Annotated in this window: 27 protein-coding genes; all 27 read left to right on the top strand. The window is 41.8% G+C overall.

Annotated features, from left to right (window positions below):
* The first annotated feature begins 3 nt into the window (after nt 1-3).
* From fliG to MKY83_RS08470, 27 genes are read left to right on the top strand one after another with little or no spacing between them, the layout of a single operon-like run.
* Complete coding sequence (fliG, locus tag MKY83_RS08340) at nt 4-1,020, top strand: flagellar motor switch protein FliG (RefSeq protein ID WP_003210883.1); 1,017 nt, start codon at nt 4-6, stop codon at nt 1,018-1,020.
* Nucleotides 1,013-1,777, top strand: coding sequence for a flagellar assembly protein FliH (fliH, locus tag MKY83_RS08345; RefSeq protein ID WP_003212485.1), 765 nt, complete (start codon nt 1,013-1,015; stop codon nt 1,775-1,777). The genes fliG and fliH overlap by 8 nt, the downstream gene beginning before the upstream one ends.
* On the top strand, nt 1,774-3,090 hold the full coding sequence (gene fliI / locus MKY83_RS08350; protein ID WP_044141922.1) for a flagellar protein export ATPase FliI: 1,317 nt from the start codon (nt 1,774-1,776) through the stop codon (nt 3,088-3,090). The genes fliH and fliI overlap by 4 nt, the downstream gene beginning before the upstream one ends.
* 8 nt (nt 3,091-3,098) lie before the next feature.
* Complete coding sequence (fliJ, locus tag MKY83_RS08355) at nt 3,099-3,542, top strand: flagellar export protein FliJ (RefSeq protein ID WP_034620036.1); 444 nt, start codon at nt 3,099-3,101, stop codon at nt 3,540-3,542.
* A gap of 12 nt (nt 3,543-3,554) precedes the next feature.
* The gene (locus MKY83_RS08360; protein WP_065097277.1) at nt 3,555-4,253 is read left to right on the top strand and encodes a MotE family protein; all 699 of its coding nucleotides are present in this window, start codon (nt 3,555-3,557) and stop codon (nt 4,251-4,253) included.
* Nucleotides 4,254-5,576, top strand: a complete 1,323-nt coding sequence (locus MKY83_RS08365) for a flagellar hook-length control protein FliK (RefSeq protein WP_065097278.1) — start codon at nt 4,254-4,256, stop codon at nt 5,574-5,576. It begins immediately after the preceding gene.
* Nucleotides 5,576-6,022 carry a flagellar hook assembly protein FlgD gene (gene flgD / locus MKY83_RS08370; protein ID WP_065097279.1) on the top strand — a complete coding sequence of 149 codons (447 nt, stop codon included), beginning with the start codon at nt 5,576-5,578 and terminating at the stop codon, nt 6,020-6,022. The genes MKY83_RS08365 and flgD overlap by 1 nt, the downstream gene beginning before the upstream one ends.
* Before the next feature lie 17 nt (nt 6,023-6,039).
* The gene (flgG, locus tag MKY83_RS08375; protein WP_044141918.1) at nt 6,040-6,831 is read left to right on the top strand and encodes a flagellar basal body rod protein FlgG; all 792 of its coding nucleotides are present in this window, start codon (nt 6,040-6,042) and stop codon (nt 6,829-6,831) included.
* Nucleotides 6,832-6,868: 37 nt separating this feature from the next.
* Nucleotides 6,869-7,084 carry a flagellar FlbD family protein gene (locus MKY83_RS08380; protein ID WP_012009963.1) on the top strand — a complete coding sequence of 72 codons (216 nt, stop codon included), beginning with the start codon at nt 6,869-6,871 and terminating at the stop codon, nt 7,082-7,084.
* Entirely contained in the window at nt 7,081-7,509 is a 429-nt protein-coding gene (gene fliL / locus MKY83_RS08385; protein WP_044141917.1) for a flagellar basal body-associated protein FliL, read from the top strand. The genes MKY83_RS08380 and fliL overlap by 4 nt, the downstream gene beginning before the upstream one ends.
* Before the next feature lie 32 nt (nt 7,510-7,541).
* The gene (gene fliM / locus MKY83_RS08390; protein ID WP_003212239.1) at nt 7,542-8,540 is read left to right on the top strand and encodes a flagellar motor switch protein FliM; all 999 of its coding nucleotides are present in this window, start codon (nt 7,542-7,544) and stop codon (nt 8,538-8,540) included.
* Nucleotides 8,530-9,654 carry a flagellar motor switch phosphatase FliY gene (gene fliY / locus MKY83_RS08395; RefSeq protein WP_106067468.1) on the top strand — a complete coding sequence of 375 codons (1,125 nt, stop codon included), beginning with the start codon at nt 8,530-8,532 and terminating at the stop codon, nt 9,652-9,654. Before fliM ends, fliY begins: the two co-directional genes overlap by 11 nt.
* Nucleotides 9,655-9,681: 27 nt before the next feature.
* Nucleotides 9,682-10,044: a response regulator gene (locus MKY83_RS08400; protein WP_003212360.1), complete on the top strand. Its 363-nt coding sequence runs from the start codon at nt 9,682-9,684 to the stop codon at nt 10,042-10,044.
* 18 nt (nt 10,045-10,062) lie between these two features.
* Nucleotides 10,063-10,722, top strand: a complete 660-nt coding sequence (fliZ, locus tag MKY83_RS08405; protein WP_044141915.1) for a flagella biosynthesis regulatory protein FliZ — start codon at nt 10,063-10,065, stop codon at nt 10,720-10,722.
* Nucleotides 10,715-11,380: a flagellar type III secretion system pore protein FliP gene (fliP, locus tag MKY83_RS08410; protein ID WP_007499580.1), complete on the top strand. Its 666-nt coding sequence runs from the start codon at nt 10,715-10,717 to the stop codon at nt 11,378-11,380. Before fliZ ends, fliP begins: the two co-directional genes overlap by 8 nt.
* A gap of 16 nt (nt 11,381-11,396) precedes the next feature.
* Nucleotides 11,397-11,666 carry a flagellar biosynthesis protein FliQ gene (gene fliQ, locus MKY83_RS08415; RefSeq protein WP_003211206.1) on the top strand — a complete coding sequence of 90 codons (270 nt, stop codon included), beginning with the start codon at nt 11,397-11,399 and terminating at the stop codon, nt 11,664-11,666.
* A 3-nt stretch (nt 11,667-11,669) separates the two neighbouring features.
* The gene (gene fliR / locus MKY83_RS08420; protein WP_106067470.1) at nt 11,670-12,452 is read left to right on the top strand and encodes a flagellar biosynthetic protein FliR; all 783 of its coding nucleotides are present in this window, start codon (nt 11,670-11,672) and stop codon (nt 12,450-12,452) included.
* Entirely contained in the window at nt 12,449-13,537 is a 1,089-nt protein-coding gene (flhB, locus tag MKY83_RS08425; RefSeq protein WP_065097282.1) for a flagellar biosynthesis protein FlhB, read from the top strand. The genes fliR and flhB overlap by 4 nt, the downstream gene beginning before the upstream one ends.
* A gap of 29 nt (nt 13,538-13,566) precedes the next feature.
* A complete protein-coding gene (gene flhA, locus MKY83_RS08430) occupies nt 13,567-15,600 on the top strand; it encodes a flagellar biosynthesis protein FlhA (RefSeq protein ID WP_044141909.1) in 2,034 nt (677 codons plus the stop codon).
* Entirely contained in the window at nt 15,600-16,715 is a 1,116-nt protein-coding gene (flhF, locus tag MKY83_RS08435) for a flagellar biosynthesis protein FlhF (RefSeq protein ID WP_342488506.1), read from the top strand. Before flhA ends, flhF begins: the two co-directional genes overlap by 1 nt.
* Complete coding sequence (locus MKY83_RS08440; RefSeq protein WP_126741935.1) at nt 16,712-17,617, top strand: MinD/ParA family protein; 906 nt, start codon at nt 16,712-16,714, stop codon at nt 17,615-17,617. The genes flhF and MKY83_RS08440 overlap by 4 nt, the downstream gene beginning before the upstream one ends.
* Nucleotides 17,614-18,690, top strand: coding sequence for a chemotaxis response regulator protein-glutamate methylesterase (locus MKY83_RS08445; protein WP_268454392.1), 1,077 nt, complete (start codon nt 17,614-17,616; stop codon nt 18,688-18,690). Before MKY83_RS08440 ends, MKY83_RS08445 begins: the two co-directional genes overlap by 4 nt.
* Before the next feature lie 5 nt (nt 18,691-18,695).
* Nucleotides 18,696-20,726, top strand: a complete 2,031-nt coding sequence (locus tag MKY83_RS08450; RefSeq protein ID WP_185107258.1) for a chemotaxis protein CheA — start codon at nt 18,696-18,698, stop codon at nt 20,724-20,726.
* A gap of 24 nt (nt 20,727-20,750) precedes the next feature.
* Nucleotides 20,751-21,212 carry a chemotaxis protein CheW gene (locus MKY83_RS08455; protein WP_065097287.1) on the top strand — a complete coding sequence of 154 codons (462 nt, stop codon included), beginning with the start codon at nt 20,751-20,753 and terminating at the stop codon, nt 21,210-21,212.
* Between the two features lie 12 nt (nt 21,213-21,224).
* Nucleotides 21,225-21,851 carry a chemotaxis protein CheC gene (locus MKY83_RS08460; RefSeq protein ID WP_106067473.1) on the top strand — a complete coding sequence of 209 codons (627 nt, stop codon included), beginning with the start codon at nt 21,225-21,227 and terminating at the stop codon, nt 21,849-21,851.
* Nucleotides 21,851-22,351, top strand: coding sequence for a chemotaxis protein CheD (locus MKY83_RS08465; RefSeq protein WP_342488507.1), 501 nt, complete (start codon nt 21,851-21,853; stop codon nt 22,349-22,351). The genes MKY83_RS08460 and MKY83_RS08465 overlap by 1 nt, the downstream gene beginning before the upstream one ends.
* Before the next feature lie 24 nt (nt 22,352-22,375).
* Nucleotides 22,376-23,143, top strand: coding sequence for a FliA/WhiG family RNA polymerase sigma factor (locus MKY83_RS08470; protein ID WP_012009976.1), 768 nt, complete (start codon nt 22,376-22,378; stop codon nt 23,141-23,143).
* The last annotated feature ends 14 nt before the right edge of the window (nt 23,144-23,157 follow it).

Below are 23,157 nucleotides of genomic sequence, written 5' to 3' on the forward strand. Positions count from 1 at the left end.
CACATGTCGAGAAAAGATTCAAATCGACTAACAGGCAGACAAAAAGCAGCAATCCTAATGATTTCCTTAGGGCTAGAGGTGTCAGCATCTGTATACAAACATCTGTCTGAAGACGAAATAGAAAAATTAACATTGGAAATTTCCAATGTACGAAGTGTAGATACTGCTAAAAAAGATGAAATCATTGAAGAATTTCACAGCATCGCCATCGCGCAGGACTACATATCACAAGGCGGTCTTATGTACGCACGACAAGTGCTTGAAAAAGCGCTTGGTGAGGACAAAGCGGATAGTATCTTAAACCGATTAACATCCTCACTTCAAGTGAAACCGTTTGATTTTGCTCGAAAGGCTGACCCAGAACAAATCTTAAACTTTATCCAGCATGAGCATCCACAAACCATTGCGCTCATCCTTTCCTACTTAGATCCAGTTCAAGCAGGGCAGATTTTATCTGAATTAGGTGAGGAAGTACAAACAGAGGTTGCGAGACGTATTGCTTTAATGGATCGCACATCTCCAGAGATCATCAATGAAGTGGAACGCATTCTTGAACAAAAACTTTCTTCAACCTTTACGCAAGACTATACGCAAACGGGCGGAGTCGAAGCGGTTGTAGAAGTACTAAATGGTGTAGACCGTGCGACTGAGAAGACCATTTTAGACACTCTTGAAATTCAAGATCCTGAGCTTGCTGATGAAATTAAGAAACGTATGTTTGTCTTTGAAGATATTGTCACTCTTGACAGTAGAGCGATTCAGCGCGTGATCAGAGATGTTGAAAATGATGACTTGTTGCTCGCACTCAAAGTGGCAAGCGAAGAGGTCAAAGAAATTGTCTTCCGCAACATGTCACAGAGAATGGTCGAGACGTTCAAAGAAGAAATGGAGTTTATGGGACCTGTCCGGCTTAGAGATGTCGAGGAAGCACAAACCCGTATTGTCAGCATCGTAAGACGACTCGAGGAAGCTGGAGAAATCGTCATAGCTCGAGGCGGAGGAGACGATATCATTGTCTAGGATTATCAAACATGAAACATCTGTTATTCCTGAGCAAGGCCGGCAAACAATTCCTTTGCAGCAAGTGGAGTTCAAAAAAGAACATCATGAAGAAGAGCTTGTTAACGAAACAGAAGTGTCGCAGCTTGTACTAAGTGATGCTGAAGATCAAGCAAGCCGTATAGTAGAACAAGCAAATAGTGAGCTTGAAAAAACAATGGCTGAAATCAATCAGCGCCGCGCTGATTTTGAAGAAGAAAGAATGCAGCTCATTGAAGAAGCGAAACAAGCAGGTTACCAAGATGGCTTCCAAAAGGGTGAAGCAGATGCGATGAGTCAGTACCGATCAATTCTTGATCAAGCAAATGACATTGTCAGTCTTGCCAAGCAGGATTACGAAGAAAAAATTGAAAGCTCCGCAGAAAAAATTGTGGAACTGGCTTTTGAACTCGCCAAACGTGTTTGGTACTCGGCTGAGGACACGAAAGATCAATTTTTGGCTCTCGTGAAGCAGGTCATTTCTGAAGTGAAAGAATATGACGATATTTCCATCTATGTTGACCCTGAACATTACGATCATGTGATGGAGTATAAAGACGAATTAATCAGAATCCTTCAAAAGGATACACACCTTGCCATTTACTCGGATGAAAAAGCGCCAAAAGGGACTTGTTACGTAGAAACAAGCTTTGGAAAAGTGGAAGCGAGTGTTGATACACAAATGAATCAGTTGAAAGAAAAGCTACTAGAAGTCATTGATTCAGGTGATCACAAATGAACATCGATGTGTTAAAAGAAACGATTGAAACCGCAGATCCTTATAAACGATTTGGTAAAGTCAATCGAGTTGTTGGACTGATGATTGAATCTAAGGGGCCGGAAAGTTCTATCGGAGACGTGTGTCTCATTCATAAAAAGGGGCGTAAGCACGATCCAATAAAAGCAGAGGTCGTAGGGTTTAGAGATGAAAATATTCTGCTCATGCCTTATGTAGAAGCATCCAATATTTCACCAGGAAGTCTAGTTGAAGCGACAGGTGAGTCGCTGAAGGTCAAAGTTGGGACTGGGTTAATTGGCGAAGTTGTTGATGCCTTCGGTGAACCGCTGGACGGCAGTATGCTGCCAAAGGGACTTGCACCTGTTTCGACAGATCAGTCACCTCCAAACCCGATGGACAGGCCGCCTATTCGTGAAAAAATGGGCGTTGGTGTCAGAGTGATCGACAGTCTGCTTACAGTCGGCACTGGTCAGAGGATCGGTATTTTTGCCGGAAGTGGTGTTGGAAAAAGTACCTTAATGGGGATGATTGCAAAGCAGACAGAAGCAGACCTCAATGTCATTGCCCTTGTTGGAGAGCGTGGCCGTGAAGTTCGTGAGTTTATTGAAAAGGACTTAGGTGCCGAAGGACTAAAGCGATCGATTGTTGTCGTCGCAACTTCTGATCAGCCTGCACTGACGAGAATGAAGGCTGCTTATACAGCAACAGCTATTGCGGAATATTTTAGAGACAGAGGAAAAAATGTCATGTTCATGATGGACTCTGTTACACGGGTCGCTATGGCGCAAAGGGAAATAGGTCTTGCAACTGGCGAACCGCCAACGACTAAAGGTTATACACCTTCAGTGTTCGCTATACTGCCAAAATTACTTGAACGAACTGGAACGAATCAGCTTGGTTCCATCACAGCGTTTTACACAGTGCTTGTTGATGGTGACGATATGAATGAGCCAATCGCTGATACAGTCAGGGGGATATTAGATGGCCACATTGTACTTGATCGTGCTTTAGCCAACAAAGGACAATTTCCTGCTGTCAATATTCTGAAAAGTATCAGCCGTGTTATGAGCAATATCGCAAGTCATGATCACAAGGAGGCGGCTAACCGGTTCCGCCAGCTTTTATCCACTTATCAAAACGCTGAAGACCTCATTAACATTGGAGCATATAAAAAAGGCTCCTCGAAAGACATTGATGATGCCATGCAGGCTTATCCTCATCTGATTTCATTTTTGAAGCAGGATGTAGAAGAGGCTGTATCTATTGAAGACAGTGTGAATGTATTGCTCGGTTTGATGAATAGAGAGGATTGACGAAAACAGTGAGATATCAATACAAATTTCAAAAGCTCTTAGAACTGAAAGAAAGTGAAAAAGACAAGTCACTCGCAGCGTACCAACAATCCGTTTCGGCATTTGAGCAAGTAGCTGAAAAACTCTATGAAAATATGAGTAAAAAAGAATTAATGGAAAAAAGCAAAGAAGAAAAGCTGAGAAGTGGTATGAGTGTTCAAGAAATGCGTCATTATCAGCAATTTGTGACCAATTTAGATAACACGATTCAGCATTATCAGCAGCTTGTGATCATGAAACGCCATCAAATGAATGAAAAACAATCTGATTTAACTGAAAAAAACATCGAGTTTAAAAAGTTTGAAAAAATGAAAGAAAAGCAGTACGAAAAGTTTTCCCTTGAACATAAGGCCATTGAAATGAAAGAAATGGATGATATCTCTATCAGCCAATTCATGTTTCAAGGACATTAGGAGTCGAGATGAATGCCTAAGAAGGAAAAAACGAAAGAATCAAGCGGCGGTAAATTTCAATGGATCTTGTTTATTGTCATCATCCCATTGATTGTGCTTGTATTAGTGGCTGGCACAATCCTTTCTATGGCAGGTTTTGATCTAAAGAAACCGCTCCAGAACATTCCGGGCGTTAGCAGTTTGGTTGGTTCAGATGACACCTCAAAAACGTCATCTTCACATAATGATCAAAGCGATGCAGAATTGAAGGAACTGAAAAAGACCATTAAAGAGCAAAAGAATGAACTTGAAATTGCACAAAAAGACTTAAAAACAAGTGATGAAGAGATTAAAAGACTGAATCAAAAAATCAGTTCACTTGAAAAAACATCTGAAAATGATGCGAATGAGAAGTCAGCGGATGACAGTTCATCAAATAGCAGCTCATCGAGCGATACATCAGGTAATAATGCGTCAGGGACAACTTCTGATGGGGCAGCAGCCTCTAACCAGAAACCGAAAGGGAAGATTGCCAGTATCTATGAAAGCATGGACGCAGGGAAATCCGCCAAAATTTTATCAGAATTAAGTGATAAAGAGGCATTGAAGATCCTCGAAGAGCTGAGCAAAAATAAACTAACAGACATATTAGCAAAACTAACACCTCAGAAGGCAGCTACGTTTACGAAAGAGCTTGCTAAAAAAGAAAGTGAAAATGGGGGTGGACAATAAGTGAAGCTATTGGATATTGGAGCCTTACAGCAATCGTCTCAAGGTCTCTCGGGACCAAAGGGGAGCGGCGCGGCATCTGCAAGCGGGTTGTTTAAACAATTACTTAGCGGGGCAGGTGCACAAAGCGGCCTTGTAGATGCTGAGACAGCGGGTGCCACTCTTTCCATCAATGATGCGATGCAAATCATTGAAAAATGGATGCAATCGCCTGAAGAAGGCATCAACGGAGACCTTCTTAGCGCGCTTCAAACACTTCAAGGTCAAACGCTTGATTCGTCTGATCTCAAGTCACTAGAAGAGCTATTTCAAAAAATGGAATCATACATTTACGGTGATCAAGCGGATAAGCCAGCTACTGAACATAGTGAGCAGCTCATACAAGTCCACTTTTTCATATATCAACTACTCAATCAACAGCCGCTCAGCTTTGATGCAAAGCTAGTGCAAGATATTGAAGCAAAGGGTCAAGACTTCATTCACTTTCTTTCAAAAAATGGAGTAGATGAGAAACTGATTCAGCAAGTAAAAGAGCAGTTTTTCTCGCAGGGTTCAGCACCAAAGCTGAATTCGATGTCTCAAAGTGAGCTGAAACACTTTAATCAGTTAATCGACCATATGATGGCAAATGCAAAAGGGTCAGACAAAGAGTTGAAGATTGCTTTAGGAGAGTTAAAAGAATTGGTCTCTCCAAGACAAGAATCTACTCTTGCTACTCCTGCAAAAGGGGCTGCCTCTCTTGAATGGCTCATCAAAAAGGAAGTTGTCAAAGGACAAAGCACTGCTGCACCTGCTTCTGAAAAAACGATCACTCATACGCTGTTGCCAAGTCATAAGCAGTTTTTTCAACTGCAATCAGCAGCTCCTGTTCAACAGACACAAACAACTGATGAAAAGCCGGGAACGGTTGATCAGCAAATTCTAAATACGTGGAAGCAAATGAAATTCACGCCATTTGGCAACTCAAGCGGACGCTTTACAGTTCGATTAAATCCAGAAAATCTCGGATTTATCACGATTCAGCTGACGAAGCAAAATGGTATGTATGCGAGTAAAATTACAGCTTCGACACAGGCAGCAAAAGAACTGCTAGAGCATCACCTTCCGCAGCTCAAGCAGGCGCTTCCGAATATGTCGGTTCAAGTGGACCGTTTCCATATACCGCTTCAATCAAATGAGCAGCCGTTATTTGGACAATTTAACGAAGAAAACAAGCAGCAACAGTCAAAAGGGCAGAATTTCCAAAAGCCTGATGAACAGGAAGCAGAATTCCAAGATGTACTGGATGCTCTTGTTGGGTCAGATGAAGAAGAGGAGGAAATCTAATGGCAACAGTTGATGCTACGAATAGAACAGTCGCACAAACAGACATTTCTTCAAAAGCAGAAAAGAAAACAGATACGCTCGGCAAAGATCAATTCTTGAAAATATTGCTGACACAGCTTCAAAACCAAGATCCGACAAACCCACTAGATGACCGTGAGTTTGTCACACAGCTTGCAACATTTTCATCTTTAGAACAGCAAACCAATATGAACGATTCTATCACCAAGCTGAATCAGCTCATGTCTACTTTTGTTGCACACCAAGATCCGTTTACGACGTATGTAGGTTGGATTGGTAAAGAAGTATCGGGCAAACTGGATGATAAAGAGATATCAGGCACTGTGAAGTCTGTTAAAAACATAAACAATGAATACTTCTTGTATTTAGAAGATGGAACGAAAATCAGCCCTTGGGATGTTACAGCAGTTGGAGAAAAAACGAAGTAATTCGAGGAGGAAAATAAATGTTACGCTCACTTTACTCAGGAATTAGTGGAATGAAAAACTTCCAAACAAAATTAGATGTTGTAGCCAATAACGTAGCCAACGTCAATACACACGGATACAAAAAAAGCCGTATCACTTTTAAAGATATGGTCAGTCAAACCCTTGCAAGTTCTGGTGGACCGACGAACAACTCTGGTTCAATCAACTCGAAACAAGTTGGTTTAGGATCATCTTTATCTTCTATTGATAAAGTCATGTCATCGGGGGCTTCTCAAAATACAGATGATCCATGGGACTTCTATATCAATGGAGATGGATTTTTCCAGATACAACAGCAAGGAGAGACCCTATATATGAGAGCAGGGAACTTCAAACCTGATTCTGAAGGGGATCTAGTAACGCCTGATGGAAACTACCTTCTTGGAATGAATGGACAAAAAATAACGATTCCAAAGGGCATTTCAAGTGTAAATGTTGGTCCAGATGGAACGATTTCGGTTGTTGAAAACAATGTATCAAGAACCGTTGGTCAAGTATCACTGGTATCTTTCCGTAACGCAGGTGGGTTAGACAAAGTTGGTGACAACCTTTACCGTCAAACGTTAAGCTCAGGTGCACCAAGTAACCCTATCGTACCTGGTGAACAAGGAACGGGCGTCATCCAAACGGGTAAACTAGAAATGTCAAATGTTGATTTAACAGACGAGTTTACCGAAATGATTATCGCGCAGCGCGGATTCCAATCGAATGCAAAGACGATCACAACATCTGATGAAATCCTGCAAGAGCTTGTGAATCTGAAACGATAGGAGGTAGGGGGAGCGGATGATCGCTTCTCTGCTTAATATGATTGAAGTGACAAGATTGAATGGCAAAGGATTTATGCTGAACGCTCTCCATATCGAGCAAATCGAAAGCTTTCCAGACACGACCATTACATTAGCCAATGGAAAGAAATTCGTTGTGAAAGAAAATGAAGATCAGCTTCAAGAGAAAATCATTTCTTTCTACAGAAAAATCCAAGTTATTTCATTGAATCAAGGAATAGAGGAATTTGAATGAAGAAGAAATTAGTCGTAGTAATGCTAATCATGATTATTGCCATCGGCGGAATAGGAGCAGGCATCATTTTTCTGGTGAATGGCTCAGACGAAGCAAAAGCTGAAAAAGAGCCAACAGCAGATGAAGTCGTAAAAGCTTCTGTTGAAATTCCTGAAATTATTACTAATTTAAAGTCTGAAGGAAATGCCGTCAAACTTGTATTGAATATTGAAACGGACTCTGAAAAAGCAAAAGAAGAGCTTGAGAAAAGAAGTTTTCAAGTGAAAGACGCTGTAATCGACATTTTATCAGACACGAATGCAGATGAACTTGATGGCAAAAAAGGCAGAGAACATTTTAAAACACTAGTTAAAAACAAAGTGAATAACTATTTGCAAGATGGCAAGGTGAAAGAAGTATATATAACCTCCTTTAATCTGCAATAGAGGCGATTAATTGACACGATGGAGGTGAAGAAATGTCAGGAGAAGTGCTTTCCCAGAATGAGATCGATGCATTATTATCCGCCATATCTACAGGCGAAATGGATGCAGAAGAGCTGAAAAAAGAAGAAACGACGAAAAAAGTAAAGGTGTATGATTTTAAACGTGCACTGCGCTTTTCGAAAGACCAGATTCGAAGTTTAACAAGGATTCATGATAACTTCGCTAGACTGCTCACCACACACTTTTCAGCTCAACTAAGATCATATATTCAAATTACTGTCAGCTCGGTTGACCAAGTACCATACGAAGAATTTATTCGTTCGATTCCTAATATGACATTATTAAACTTATTTTATGTCAGCCCGCTTGAAGGAAGAATCATGCTTGAAGTGAACCCAACAATCGGCTATGCCATGATGGACAGGCTGATGGGCGGGATAGGCATTAGTCATAATAAGACAGAATCACTTACAGAAATCGAAACAAAGATTATCTCAAACATGTTTGAGGGAGCTTTGGAAAATTACAGAGAAGCGTGGCAGTCCATAACCGACATCGAGCCTGAAATGGCAGATTTCGAGGTAAATCCCCAGTTTGTTCAAATGGTCTCACCAAACGAAACAGTTGTCGTCATTTCTCTTAATACACAAATTGGTGAGGTAAGCGGGGTAATTAACCTATGTATTCCTCATGTTGTATTAGAGCCTATTATTCCAAAGTTGTCTGTACACTACTGGATGCAGTCTGAACGAAATGAACCAAAACAACAAGAAACAAAGGCCATTGAAAAACGGATTATGACGGCAAAGATACCGGTAGTCGCAGAGCTAGGGGAATCGGAAATGACGGTGGAAGAGTTTTTGAATTTGGAAATTGGTGATTGTATTGCCTTGGACAAACCAGTAAATGCGCCTCTTACTGTTATGGTCGGAAATAAACCGAAATTCTTGGGACAGGCCGGCCGCGTGAATCGGAAACAGGCGATTCAAATTCTAGATCACGACATAAGAGGTGAAGAAGATGGAGAATAACGGAAGTAAATTATCACAAGACGAAATCGATGCGCTCCTTAAAGGAGGTAGCAATGACGATATAGAGCCTGAAACAATCCTTTCTGCAATGGAGCAAGATGCCATTGGAGAAATCGGAAATATTTCATTCGGCAGCTCTGCTACAGCACTTTCAACCCTATTAAATCAAAAAGTGGAGATTACCACTCCAACTGTTACAGTGATTCAAAAAAGTATGCTGAATGAGGAATTTCCTCATCCGTATGTCGCGATTGAAGTGAATTATACGGAAGGCTTCAGCGCAAGTAACCTGCTTGTCGTCCAGCAAACAGATGCAGCAGTCATTGCGGACTTAATGATGGGTGGAGACGGGACAAATGCTGACCCTTCTTTAAGTGAGATTCACTTAAGTGCAGTTCAAGAAGCGATGAACCAAATGATGGGTTCTGCTGCGACATCCATGTCGACGGTCTTTAATAAAAAGATTGATATTTCTCCGCCTCGCGTCGAATTACTTGATGTGAAAGAAGGAGAAGGAACAGACCGGATTCCAGCTGCAGAAATGCTTGTCAAAGTGTCCTTCAGATTAAAAATAGGTGAACTCATTGATTCAAATATTATGCAGCTTTATCCTATTACATTTGCGAAAGATTTAATCGCAGAATTAACAGACCCAGCGCAAGAGGAAGAGACGGTTCAAGACACGCAAGTGAGCACACCTGAACCTCAGCCGGCAGCACCTCAAACGCAGTCTGCACCAGCGCAGCAAGCTGCTCCGCCGAAAAGACAGGCGAAGCCAAAGCCGGCAGCACCTGTAAATGTAGCGCCTGTTGAATTTGAAGCGTTCAGTGAGCCTCAGCATACAACAAACCACCTTGGAAATCTTGATATGCTGATGGATATTCCGCTTTCTATTACGGTGGAACTTGGAAGAACTCAGCGCAGTGTCAAAGAAGTCCTTGAACTTTCAGCAGGAAGTATCATTGAACTGGACAAACTTGCTGGTGAGCCAGTAGACATTCTAGTGAACAAACGAATCGTCGCCAAAGGGGAAGTCGTTGTCATTGATGAGAACTTTGGTGTTCGTGTGACTGATATTTTAAGTCAGTCAGAAAGACTTTCTAATTTAAAATAAACAAACATATAGGGAGAGAATAAGTAAATGGCTACTAAGGTATTAATCGTAGATGATGCAGCATTCATGAGAATGATGATAAAGGATATTCTTGTGAAAAACGGATTTGATGTAGTAGGAGAAGCAGAAAACGGCGCTCAAGCTGTTGAAAAATTTAAAGAAACATCTCCTGATCTTGTCACAATGGATATCACAATGCCAGAAATGGACGGGATCACAGCACTAAAAGAAATTAAACAAATTGACGCTTCTGCAAAAATCATCATGTGTTCTGCAATGGGGCAGCAGTCAATGGTTATTGACGCGATCCAAGCAGGTGCAAAAGACTTTATCGTGAAGCCGTTCCAGGCAGACCGTGTACTTGAAGCAATTAATAAAACGTTAGGCTAAAAAAGGGTGTAAGACTTGTTGAAAAAACGTTTGATATGTATAGCAATGATCAGTTTTATGCTTTTCTTGACGATACAGCCTGCCTCACTGTTTGCTGAAACGAAAGATCCTGAAAATGGCACAGTGAATGACTGGATCAAAGAAGAGAAGGGCAGCAAAAAGGATACAGAAAAGACAACCACTGACAATCAAACGAATCCGGCAGAAGAAGTTCCCTCTTCTTCTGTCTCCATTATGGATTTTGTCAAAATGATTGGTGCCTTACTTTTTGTCATCCTGCTTATATATGGATTGGTGAGATTTGTTGGTAAGCAAAACCGTTTACTTAAACCATTTCGCTATGTTGAAAATATTGGCGGAACGACGGTTGGCCAAAACCGTTCAGTCCAGCTTATCAAAGTGGGCAAACGAGTATTAGTTGTCGGAGTAGCGGACTCAATCCAGCTGCTAAAAGAAATTGATGATGAACAAGAATGTGAAGCGATCGTGAAACAATATGAAGAAGCGATGGAAAGCAAAACAGATTTACCAAAAATCGTTCAAAAATTCACATCTCAGATAAAGAAACAAAATCAGCCAACCACTTCTTCTTTTTCAGCCAATTTGAAGGCGCAGCTAGCCGAATTGAAAAAGACCCAATCAGAAGTCAGAAAGAAAGGCCCGAAACAAAATGAATGAGTTTATCGATTTATTTAATTCCAGCGGTGCAGGGAATATTAGCACGTCTGTCCGTCTTCTTTTACTTTTAACCGTATTTTCGGTTGCACCAGGCATTCTCATTTTAATGACGTGTTTCACACGAATTGTGATTGTACTTTCATTCGTTAGAACGTCACTTGCAACCAACTCAATGCCGCCAAACCAAGTGCTTGTAGGGCTTGCTTTGTTTCTCACATTTTTTATCATGGCACCCACGTTCTCAGAGATTAATAAAGAGGCACTAACGCCGCTTTTAAATGATGACATTACGCTCAATCAGGCATATGAAAAAGCCGAAGTGCCCATTAAAGAGTTTATGAGTAAACATACGAGACAGAAGGATTTGGCTTTATTTCTTAGTTACGCAAAAATGGATACACCTGAATCGATAAAAGATATTCCGTTAACGGCGATGGTACCCGCTTTTGCGATTTCAGAATTAAAGACGGCATTTCAAATTGGTTTCATGATCTTTATTCCATTTTTAATTATTGACATGGTGGTCGCAAGTGTCCTGATGTCAATGGGGATGATGATGCTTCCGCCGGTTATGATATCGCTCCCTTTTAAAATATTGTTATTTGTTTTAGTCGATGGATGGTATTTGATTGTTAAATCTTTGCTGCAAAGCTTTTAGAGTAGGTGCTTAAAACATGAGTTCAGAATTTGTCATTACGATGGCTGAAAGATCAGTGTATGTGGTATTGCTTGTCAGTGGGCCGCTTCTAGCGCTCGCTCTTATTGTGGGACTGATTGTCAGTGTGTTTCAGGCGACAACCCAAATTCAAGAACAGACGCTTGCGTTCATTCCTAAAATTGTTGCAGTTCTTATCGGGCTTGTTGTGTTTGGTCCATGGATGCTGTCAACCATTGTGTCCTTTACGACAGAGCTGTTCTCGAATTTAGATCGATTTGCAGGTTAACGAGTGATGTCAATTATAGAATTATTCCCTGCATTTCTATTAGTTTTTATTCGGATCACCGCTTTTTTTGTGACAGTACCGCTTTTAGCGCATAGAACGATCCCAGCTGTACACAGAGTTGGATTCTCGCTGTTTTTAGCCGTGATTAGTTTTAGCACGATTAAGGAACCGCCAGCACTCGACATAGACGGTCTTTATATGATGCTTGCGGTGAAAGAAGCAATGGTCGGACTTCTGCTTGGTTTGATTGCATATATCATGGTGTCCGCTGTTCAAATTGCCGGCTCATTTATTGATTTTCAAATGGGCTTTGCGATTGCCAATGTGATTGATCCGCAAACAGGCGCGCAAACGCCGCTGATGGGGCAGTTTTTTTATACGGTCACATTGCTATTGATGCTAGCAACCAATGCACACCACCTGCTGCTTGATGGAATCTTTTACAGCTTTCAATATATTGCAATTGATCAGTACGCACTGAATTTCGGCAGTGAATCCTTTGCTTATTTTATTGCAAAGAGCTTCAACCAAATGTTCATCATTGCCTTTCAAATCTCAGCACCGGTCGTTGCTAGCTTGTTTTTGGTCGATTTGGCACTGGGCATTGTGGCACGAACAGTTCCGCAGATGAACGTTTTTGTTGTCGGACTTCCTATTAAAATGGGTGTGAGTTTTGTTATGATCATCATCTGTATGGGCGTCATCTTCGGGGTTGTCCAAAATACATTTGATACGATTGTACTCACCATGAGGAATTTCTTAGCATTGGTCGGTGGTTCGTCATGATGACAAGACTTAGACTAGACTTGCAATTTTTCGCAGGTGAAAAAACAGAAAAAGCAACGCCGAAAAAGAGACAAGATTCACGTAAAAAAGGTCAGGTTGCCAAAAGTACCGACGTCAATACAGCCATCTCATTTCTATTAATCTTTTTATCATTCTTTTTTATTGGGCCTTTTATGAAAGAGCGTATTATTGCGCTCATTGAACGTTTTTATTCAACAACCATGCTAATGAAAGTTAGCACATCTAATATTCATCAACTATTCGTGGAATTGCTTCAGGAAACAGGGCTCCTTCTCATGCCAATCCTTGGTGTTGGTATGCTGGCAGGCGTCATCAGTAACTATTTACAAGTTGGCTTTCTCTTTTCAACAGAAATCATCAAACCGAAATTAGAAAAGCTAGATCCTATTAAAGGGTTTAAACGGATATACAGTATTCGAGCCCTCGTAGAGCTATTAAAATCCATTTTGAAAATTGGTTTAATTGGTTTTGCGACATTTATTGCACTTTGGATGCACTTTGACGAAATCCTGAGGCTTCCTTTATTAACAGCAGAGGAAACCCTTCATTTCGTCGCAAATATGACCTTGATTATGGGTCTGTATGCAGCAGGTGCTCTCATGATCTTAGCAGGGCTTGATTATATGTATCAGAAATTTGATTATGAAAAAAACTTACGGATGTCCAAACAAGACATCAAAGATGAGTATAAAAAATCAGAGGGTGACCCGCTCATAAAATCAAAGATTAAACAGCGTCAGCGGGAAATGGCCATGAGACGGATGATGCAGGAAGTCCCAAAAGCCGACGTCATCATTACAAACCCAACCCACTACGCAATTGCTTTGAAATATGACGAAGAAAAGATGGATGCGCCCTTTGTTGTGGCAAAGGGAACAGATATTTTGGCTTTGAAAATTAGAACGATTGCGAAAGAGCACGATATCATGACCGTAGAAAATCGGCCGCTCGCTCGTGCACTATATGATCAGGTCGACATCGACCAAGCGGTCCCAGAGGAATACTTTAAGGCGATCGCAGAAATTTTAGCTTACGTATATAAAACGAAACAAAAGATTTTATGAATTTTTGGTTTTAAAAGGAGAGAACAGGCATGGCAGCAAGAGATTTATCTGTTTTATTCAGTGTTATTTTAATTGTGGCGATGCTGGTCATACCGTTTCCGCCAATGCTATTAAGTATTTTAATCATTATTAATATTTCTCTTGCGCTTATCGTGCTTCTCACCACAATGAACATGCAAGAACCACTGCAATTTTCAATATTTCCATCATTGCTTTTGCTCTTAACGCTGTTTCGCTTAGGGCTTAACATCTCTACAACACGATCTATCCTATCAACTGGAGACGCTGGAAAAGTTGTAGAAACGTTTGGTTCATTTGTTGTTGGTGGAAATATACTCGTTGGTCTGGTTGTCTTCCTTATCCTGATCATCATTCAATTTATAGTGATCACCAAAGGGGCTGAGCGTGTATCTGAGGTTGCGGCAAGATTTACCCTCGATGCGATGCCAGGTAAACAAATGAGTATTGACGCTGATTTAAATGCAGGAATGCTGACAGAAAGTGAAGCAAGAAATCGCCGTGAAAAAGTAGCGAGAGAAGCAGACTTTTATGGTGCGATGGATGGTGCAAGTAAGTTCGTCAAAGGGGATGCCATCGCAGGTATTATCATTGTCATTATTAATATTATTTTTGGGATTATTATTGGGATGCTTCAGCAAGGAATGTCGATTCAAGAATCAGCTTCCCACTTTACACTATTAACGGTAGGAGACGGAATTGTTTCACAAATTCCTGCACTTCTCATTTCAACAGCGACAGGAATTGTCGTCACAAGGGCTGCTTCTAATGGGAACCTTGGGTCAGATATCACTGAACAGCTGTTTGCATTCCCTGCTATGCTTTACGTCACAGCAGGCACGATCTTCCTTCTTGGGTTGTTTACTCCAATCGGCGTACTGTTGACTGGACCGATCGCAGGTTTACTTGCTCTCGGCGCATACTTGATGTCGAAAAACAAACAGGATCAAGAAGAAATCGAAGAGGTGCTAGAGGAACAGGCAGAGGTAGAAGAGATGAAAAGTCCAGAAAGCGTCATTCACCTTTTGCAAATGGATGCCATTGAATTTGAATTTGGCTACGGTTTGATTCCGCTAGCCGATGCAAATCAAGGCGGTGACCTGTTAGACCGAATTGTAATGATCCGAAGACAGCTTGCCCTCGAATTAGGTCTTGTGATTCCAGTTGTTCGAATTCGAGACAACATTGCACTTAACCCAAATGAGTATCGGCTTAAAATAAAAGGGAACGAAGTGGCAAAAGGGGAGCTACTGCTTGATCACTACTTAGCGATGTCTCCTACGCCGGATGATGATCCGATTGAAGGGATTGAAACAATCGAGCCATCCTTTGGTCTTCCGGCTAAATGGATCTCAGAAGCAGAAAAAGATCAGGCTGAGATGCTTGGCTATACAGTTGTAGATCCTGCATCGGTTGTGTCTACTCACATCACAGAGAAAATCAGACAAAACACACACGAACTGCTCGGACGCCAAGAAACGAAGCAATTAATCGATCATCTGAAAGAAAGTTATCCTGTCTTAGTGGATGAGGTGACGCCAAATCCACTAGCAGTTGGTGATATTCAAAAAGTGTTGGCAAAACTGCTGAAAGAAAAGGTTTCTATTCGAAATCTTGTCACCATTTTTGAGACACTTGCAGACTACGGAAAATTAACGACGGATACAGATTTGTTAACAGAGTATGTCAGACAGGCGCTGGCAAGACAGATTACCGCACAATATGCGAGAGAAAATGAATCGCTCAAAGTCGTGACATGCTCAGGCCGAGTGGAAAAGGTGATTGCTGACAGTGTACAGCAGACAGAGCATGGCAACTACTTATCGTTAGATCCAGAATCCTCTGAAAGTGTGATTCAATCAGTGGCTAGAGAAATTGAGCAGCTTTCGCTCCGTCAGGAAACGCCGGTTCTATTGTGCTCACCTCCTATAAGAATGTACGTCAAGCAGCTGTTAGAAAGATATTTCCCGGACTTACCGGTACTATCTTATAACGAACTAGAAGCAAATGTGGAAGTACAGAGCATCGGAGTGGTGGATATCTAATGAAAATGAAAAAAATCATAGCGAATTCAATGCAAGAGGCGACGATTCAAATTAGGCAGCAACTTGGGAAGGATGCCGTCATTTTAAATTCCAAAACTGTTGTGAAACGAAAGCTATTCGGTTTAAAGAAACAGCAAATGGTTGAAGTGATTGCAGTGCTGGATCAAGATTTTGAAGAAAGAGCGGGTAAAGGTGGACACCCTGCGCCTCCTCTTCCAGTATTTCCGAAAAAGGAGCAAATTCAACAGCGGCCTGAAGAGCCGTCTTTTGCTCCTGAGGCAGTGAAACCAGTACCTTCTCAAGCTCAGCCTTTAGAATATGCGAGGAATGAGCGGCATGCTGGTATTCTGCCTGATCCTCTCATGGTAATCGATCAAAAGCTGAAGGATCAAGGTCTTGATGATGCCATTCGAGACGAATGCCTCAAAGGTCTTTTAACAAAGGGTGCTGTCAAGGAAGATCAAATTCAAAAAGAACTTGAACAACTGCTGGCAGATATGCTGCCGGCTCACACCTCTGATGAGCCGATGATTCGTTCAAAATACATTGTGCTGTTTGGTTCAACTGGAGCTGGTAAAACAACAACGATTGCAAAGCTCGCTGCCAAAACGGCCATTCAGAAGCAAAAGAAAATCGCTTTTATTACAACAGATACGTACCGAATTGCAGCGATCGAACAACTGAAAACATATGCGGAACTGCTCAATGCACCGCTTGAGGTTTGTTATTCGAGAGAGGATTTTGTAAAAGCTCAAGAGACTTTTAAAGAGTATGATCATATTTTCGTAGACACAGCGGGTCGTAACTTTAAAGAAGAAGCGTATATCAAAGAACTGACAGACATCATTCCATTTGATGAAAGCATTCAAAGTTTCCTAGTGATGAGTGCGACCTCGAAGTATCAGGACATGAACGCCATGGTCAAACGCTTTGAACATGTTCCAATTCATCAATTCATTTTTACAAAAGTAGATGAAACAGACACGATGGGAACCATCTTTCAAATCATTGCAGACTCTCAAATTGGACTTGGCTTTTTAACAAATGGTCAAAATGTTCCTGAGGATATTCTTGAGGGCTCTCCTCTTGAATTAACAAGGATGGTCTTACAATGATGAAGCCCGACCAAGCAGAAGGTTTAAGAAAGCTCGTTCAGCAGAATCAAACGATCACACCAACTCCTCTTGGTATAAGCGGACAGGCAAAAACCATTGCTGTCATCAGCGGTAAAGGCGGGGTTGGAAAATCGAATTTGACGCTGAATATGGCGCTGTCTATCGCAAATGCAGGGAAGCGAGTGTTAGTCATCGACCTTGATTTTGGTATGGGGAATATTGATATTTTACTAGGGAAAACATCGACTAGCTCTATATTAGATGTTCTTGTCAGGAAGAAATCCTTCCAAGCAGCTATGACTCAAGGAACGAACAACCTTTATTACATTTCTGGCGGAAGCGGACTTGAACAGCTGTTTTCTTTAGATAAAGATCAATGGTCGTTTTTTCTAGTGGAAATGGAAAGAATGATGCACGACTTTGATTGTATCTTCTTTGATATGGGGGCTGGCTTGTCTAAAGATCAACTACCTTTTGTTTTATCAGCAGGAGAAGTTGTGGTTGTGACAACGCCGGAACCAACATCGATCATGGATGCCTACAGCGCAATTAAACACTTAGCGATTCATCAGTTCGAACAATCTGTGCAAATCATTGTCAACCGGTGTAAAACCCCGTCAGAAGGGTCAGAAACCTACCGGAAATTAGCAGGAGTGGTCACATCATTTCTACACAGAAAACTAGTATTTGCTGGTGCTGTGCCGGATGATCCTGCGGTTCCAAAAGCGGTGGCTGAACAAATTCCATTTTATATGAAGCAGCCTCATTCACGGCTGAGTAAAACGATCAAGATGCTGGCAGAAACACTTTATCAACAGCAGATAAGAGAGGCACAGAGAGAGCAGCATACGTTTATAGATAAGTTGTCCTCTTTTTTTAAAAGGAGGAAGGTGGACTCATGATTAGAGTGCTTGTAGTAGATGACTCGGCCTTTATGCGAAAGCTCATTAGTGATTTCCTAAGTGCCGAGCAAGAAATAGAAGTCGTCGGAACGGCGCGAAATGGGGAAGATGCCTTAAAACGGATCAAGGAACTGAATCCAGATGTCGTCACATTAGATGTGGAAATGCCTGTTTTAAATGGAACAGAAGCATTAAAACAAATTCTGGCTGAACACGACCTTGCCGTGATTATGGTGTCAAGCCAGACAAAGCAAGGGAAAGATTTAACCATCCATTGCTTAGAACTTGGTGCTTTTGACTTTGTGACAAAGCCTTCAGGAAGTATTTCGCTCGATTTACACAAAGTAAGAGGCCAAATTGTAGAGCGGGTGCTTGCGGCAGGGCTGTCAAGGAAACGCACTGAAGTACAGGTTTCTCCAAAGCCGCCGGTGATGAAGCCGCCAATTCCAGTGGCTGCACCTCGGCCGTCAGCAGTGAAAAGCGGCTCACTCCGAAAGATTATTTCAATCGGAACATCAACGGGAGGGCCAAGGGCACTTCAACGAGTTGTCACGAAGCTGCCCAAGGACATAGAAGCACCTATTTTGATTGTGCAGCATATGCCGGCAGGATTTACGGCATCACTTGCTACTAGGTTAGACCATTTATCTCAAATTTCGATTAAAGAAGCACAAGATGGAGACATCGCTAAAAATGGAGTAGCCTACATAGCGCCTGGTGGAATGAATATGTCACTTCATGAACAAGGGGCATCCTTAGTCATCAGGCTATCTCCAGAGGACACGGAAAGCCGGCACAAACCTTCTGTTAACTATTTATTTGAATCCATCAGTCATATAAAGGGTTACGAGAAAATTGCTGTCATTATGACAGGCATGGGTAGTGACGGCACAGAAGGTGTCAAAAAAATGGTCGCAAGCGGTCATACAAAAGTCATTGCAGAAAAAGAAGAATCATGTGTTGTTTTCGGAATGCCTAAATCAGTCATTAAAGCAGGCCTTGCACATGAAACAAGGCATGTGGATGACATCGCACATGCAATTATAAGCTCCATGAAAAAAGAGAGGGCGTGAACACGTTGGATGTAAACCAATACTTAGATATCTTTTTAGATGAAAGCAGAGAACACTTACAAACTTGTAATGAAAAACTTCTTGATTTAGAAAAGAACCCAACCGACTTGCAGCTAGTGAATGATATATTCAGAGCGGCTCATACATTGAAAGGCATGAGTGCAACGATGGGCTACGCTGATATGGCTCAGCTAACACATCATTTAGAAAACATGTTTGATGCCATTCGAAATGAACAAATGATTGTCACACCTGAGTCAATGGACACGATGTTTGAAGCACTTGATCACCTTGAAGCAATGGTTCAATCAATTGCAGAAGGCGGAGATGGGAAACGCGATGTCACAGAGATTAGTAAAAAGCTAGATGTGACAGGAAGCCATGCTGAGGCAGCTCCTAGTGTTGAAACAGCGGCTGTATCAGCGGCTGCTGCTAACGACTTAGACTATAACGAATTTGAACGAACAGTGCTTGATGAAGCGAGGGAACAAGGCTTTAAATGTTATGAACTCAATGTAACATTAAGTGACGCATGCTTATTAAAAGCCGTTCGTGTCTATATGATCTTTGAAAGACTGAACGAAGCAGGCGAGGTCGTCAAAACAGTTCCAAATGCAGAACTTTTAGAATCAGAAGATTTCGAATCTGAATTCAGTATTTCTTATTTATCTAAACAACCGATGGACGTAGTGAAAAAAATCGTGATGACGATCTCAGAAGTTGAACAAGTTGAGATCTCAGAAGTTTCTGCATTTGAAGAAGCGACTCCAGCTGAAAAACAAGAAGCAAAACCTGAACAGAAAAAAGATGAAGTCTCCGTGCCTGCTGCGAAAGCACCAGCAAACGATGCGCCAAAAGCAAATGGCAATAACGGTGCAGCTGCCGGTGGCACGAAAACGATTCGTGTGAACATCGATCGTCTAGATTCTCTTATGAATCTATTTGAAGAACTGGTTATTGATAGAGGACGTTTAGAACAGATTGCAAAAGAGCTTGAAAATAACGAACTCACTGATACGGTCGAAAGAATGACACGTATTTCAGGCGATCTGCAATCGATCATCCTGAACATGAGAATGGTACCTGTAGAAACTGTGTTTAACCGATTCCCTCGTATGATCCGTCAATTGACAAAAGAGCTCAATAAGAAAATTGAACTGATCATTGAAGGCGCTGATACTGAGCTTGATCGAACAGTGATCGACGAGATTGGAGATCCGCTCTTACACTTACTCAGAAACAGTCTAGATCACGGGATTGAATCGCCAGAAGAACGTGTGAAAAAAGGCAAGCCAGAAAAAGGAACCGTTCTATTAAAGGCTTATCATAGTGGAAATCACGTCTTCATTGAAGTAGAAGATGACGGCGGCGGGATTAACCGTAAAAAGGTGCTTGAAAAAGCACTAGAGCGCGGGGTTATTACCGAAAGAGAAGCGGAAACCATCGAAGATCATCAAATTGATTCATTGATCTTTGCAGCAGGATTCTCTACAGCTGATGAGATATCTGATATCTCAGGCCGCGGTGTAGGTCTTGACGTCGTGAAAAACAAGCTGGAATCACTAGGCGGATCTGTGAGCATCAACTCAACAGAAGGACAGGGCTCATTGTTCTCTATCCAGCTCCCGCTTACATTGTCAATTATTTCCGTTCTTCTTGTGAAGCTGGAAGAGGAAACATTTGCGATTCCGATTTCTTCTATTATTGAAACGGCTGTTATTAAGAAAAGCGACATCCTTCAAACGCATGATCGTGAAGTGATTGATTTCCGCGGATTTATCGTACCGGTTGTGTACCTGAAGAAACAATTCCACGTACCAAATGCGAATGAATTAGAGGAAGAACTGCACATCATCGTTGTTCGTAAAGGAGACAAGCTGACAGCATTTGTGGTCGATTCATTCATTGGTCAGCAAGAGGTTGTATTGAAATCACTAGGAGATTACCTGCCAAACGTGTTTGCGATCTCAGGCGCAACAATCCTAGGCGACGGTCAGGTTGCACTCATCGTTGACTGTAATGCACTGATCAAGTAAAAAACAATAGAGGAGCGGTCTGAAATGAGTACAGATATCAAAACTGGCGAAAAGATGATTGTGTTTATCGTAAACAAAAAAGAATACGCCATTTCAGTATCAGAAGTAAAGTCCATTGAAAAATGGCAGCAGCCGACAAGAATCCCTGGCGTTGCCCCTTATATATGCGGTGTTATTAATCTGCGCGGTGTCGTGACGCCTGTCATCGATCTTAGAGTGAGACTTGGATCTACTGACAACGAGATTACAGATGAAACTAGAATGATTATTGTACAGGTTGGTGACATTGAAGTCGGCTGGGTTGTTGATGAAGCAAATGATGTCATTACAGTCCATCAGGAAGAAGTAGAATCTTCTCCTGAATCAGCTGAAAAAGAAGGACAATCATGGGTGACAGGTATCATTAAGCATGATCAGCGTCTATTTAATATCATTCATCCTGGTGCTGTCCTCGATAAGAGCGTTCAAGATGCACCTGTTCATTAAGGAGGATGTGAAATGAGCATTTTCAATGAAATAAAAGATGAACAGCTGGATGTGTTAAGAGAGGTCGGGAATATTGGAGCAGGCCACGCCGCGTCTGCTCTTGCCAGCCTATTGGATCGCAAAATAGATATGGCTGTTCCGTTTGTCAAGGTTCTCTCTTTTGAAGAATTAATGGATTTCTTTGGCGGTGCAGACCTCCCAGTTGCAAGTATTTTCCTGCGAATGGAAGGAGATTTATCTGGCTCTATCTTTTTCATTATGCCCTTTGAGCAAGCCGAGCAATTTGTAAGAGAGCTTGTACGAGATCCAGCATTTGATATTGATACCATTCACGAGCATGTGATGGGGACGTCAGCACTACACGAGCTGGGAAATATTTTAGCAGGCTCTTATTTATCAGCCCTTGCCGATTTAACAAAATTGCAGCTTTACCCAAGTGTTCCAGATGTTACGCTCGATATGTTCGGGGCAGTCATTAGCGAAGGATTAATGCAATTTAGCCCTCTAGGTGATCAGGCAATTGTGATTGATACATCAATTTTTGATGATCAAAATAAGCAAGAGCTGAAAGGAAATATGTTTCTATTACCAGACTTTGAATCGTTTGAAAAACTATTCAAAGCATTAGGTAACCTGTAATGAACGTTCAGATTCCGGCAGTTGTAAAGGTTGGTATTGCGGATGTTCAGCTTGTGAAAACACCGGACCGCATTCGGACATCCGGACTTGGTTCTTGTGTAGGGCTTGTTCTGTTTGATCAAGAAAAAAAACTGGCAGGTCTTGTCCATGTCATGCTTCCAGACGCATCCCTTGCAAAAGGGGCAGTGGAGAACTTGGCTAAATATGCAGATACAGGTGTCAAGCATACAATTGATCTGCTCCTTAAAGAAGGAGCGCGCAAACATGCGCTAAAGGCAAAACTTGCTGGTGGCGCAGAAATGTTTAAGTTTAAGACAACCAATGATCTAATGAGAATTGGACCTAGAAACGTATCAGCTGTTAAAGAACATCTGTCTCTTTATCGCATCCCGATCATTAGTGAGGATACGGGCGGGAACAATGGCCGTACGATTGAATTTGACCCGCTTACGACAGAGCTTGAGATCCGCACTGTGAAGCAAGGCATTATGAAGATATAACTAAGGAAGTATAGGGGGAGAAAGATGCAATCCTTAAATTACGAAGATCAGGCGCTATGGGCTAGATGGAAAGAGTGGAAGGACCCAGCTGCTGGAGATGATCTTATGCGCCGCTATATGCCGCTCGTCACATATCATGTTGGAAGAATTTCCATCGGTCTCCCGAAGTCAGTGCATAAAGAAGACTTGATCAGTCTAGGGATGCTCGGTTTATATGATGCCCTTGAAAAATTCGACCCCGGAAGAGATCTGAAGTTTGATACATATGCATCCTTCAGAATCCGCGGGGCCATCATCGACGGTCTTCGTAAAGAGGACTGGCTGCCTCGTACATCAAGAGAAAAAACAAAAAAAGTAGAAGCGGCTATTGAAAAGCTTGAACAACGCTATTTACGAAATGTGACGCCGACAGAAGTGGCAGAGGAACTTGGCATGAGTGAACAGGATGTTGTCACAACAATGAATGAAGGTTTCTTTGCAAATCTGCTTTCAATCGACGAGAAGCTGCATGATCAAGAAGACGGTGAAAACGTCCAAGTCATGATTCGCGACGAGAAAACTGTGACACCTGAGGAGAAGATGCTGAAAGATGAATTAATAGAACAGCTTGCTGAAAAAATGACCGAGCTATCTGAAAAAGAAAAGCTCGTGATCAGTCTATTCTATAAAGAGGAACTGACGTTAACGGAAATCGGTCACGTGCTCAATTTATCGACCTCACGCATTTCGCAAATTCATTCAAAGGCATTGTTCAAGCTTAAGCATCTGCTTGATAAAGCCATTCAATCTTAAAGAGTTAGTGAGTG

This window comes from Bacillus sp. FSL M8-0266, assembly GCF_038613425.1.
In the GTDB taxonomy this organism is placed as follows: domain Bacteria; phylum Bacillota; class Bacilli; order Bacillales; family Bacillaceae; genus Bacillus; species Bacillus pumilus.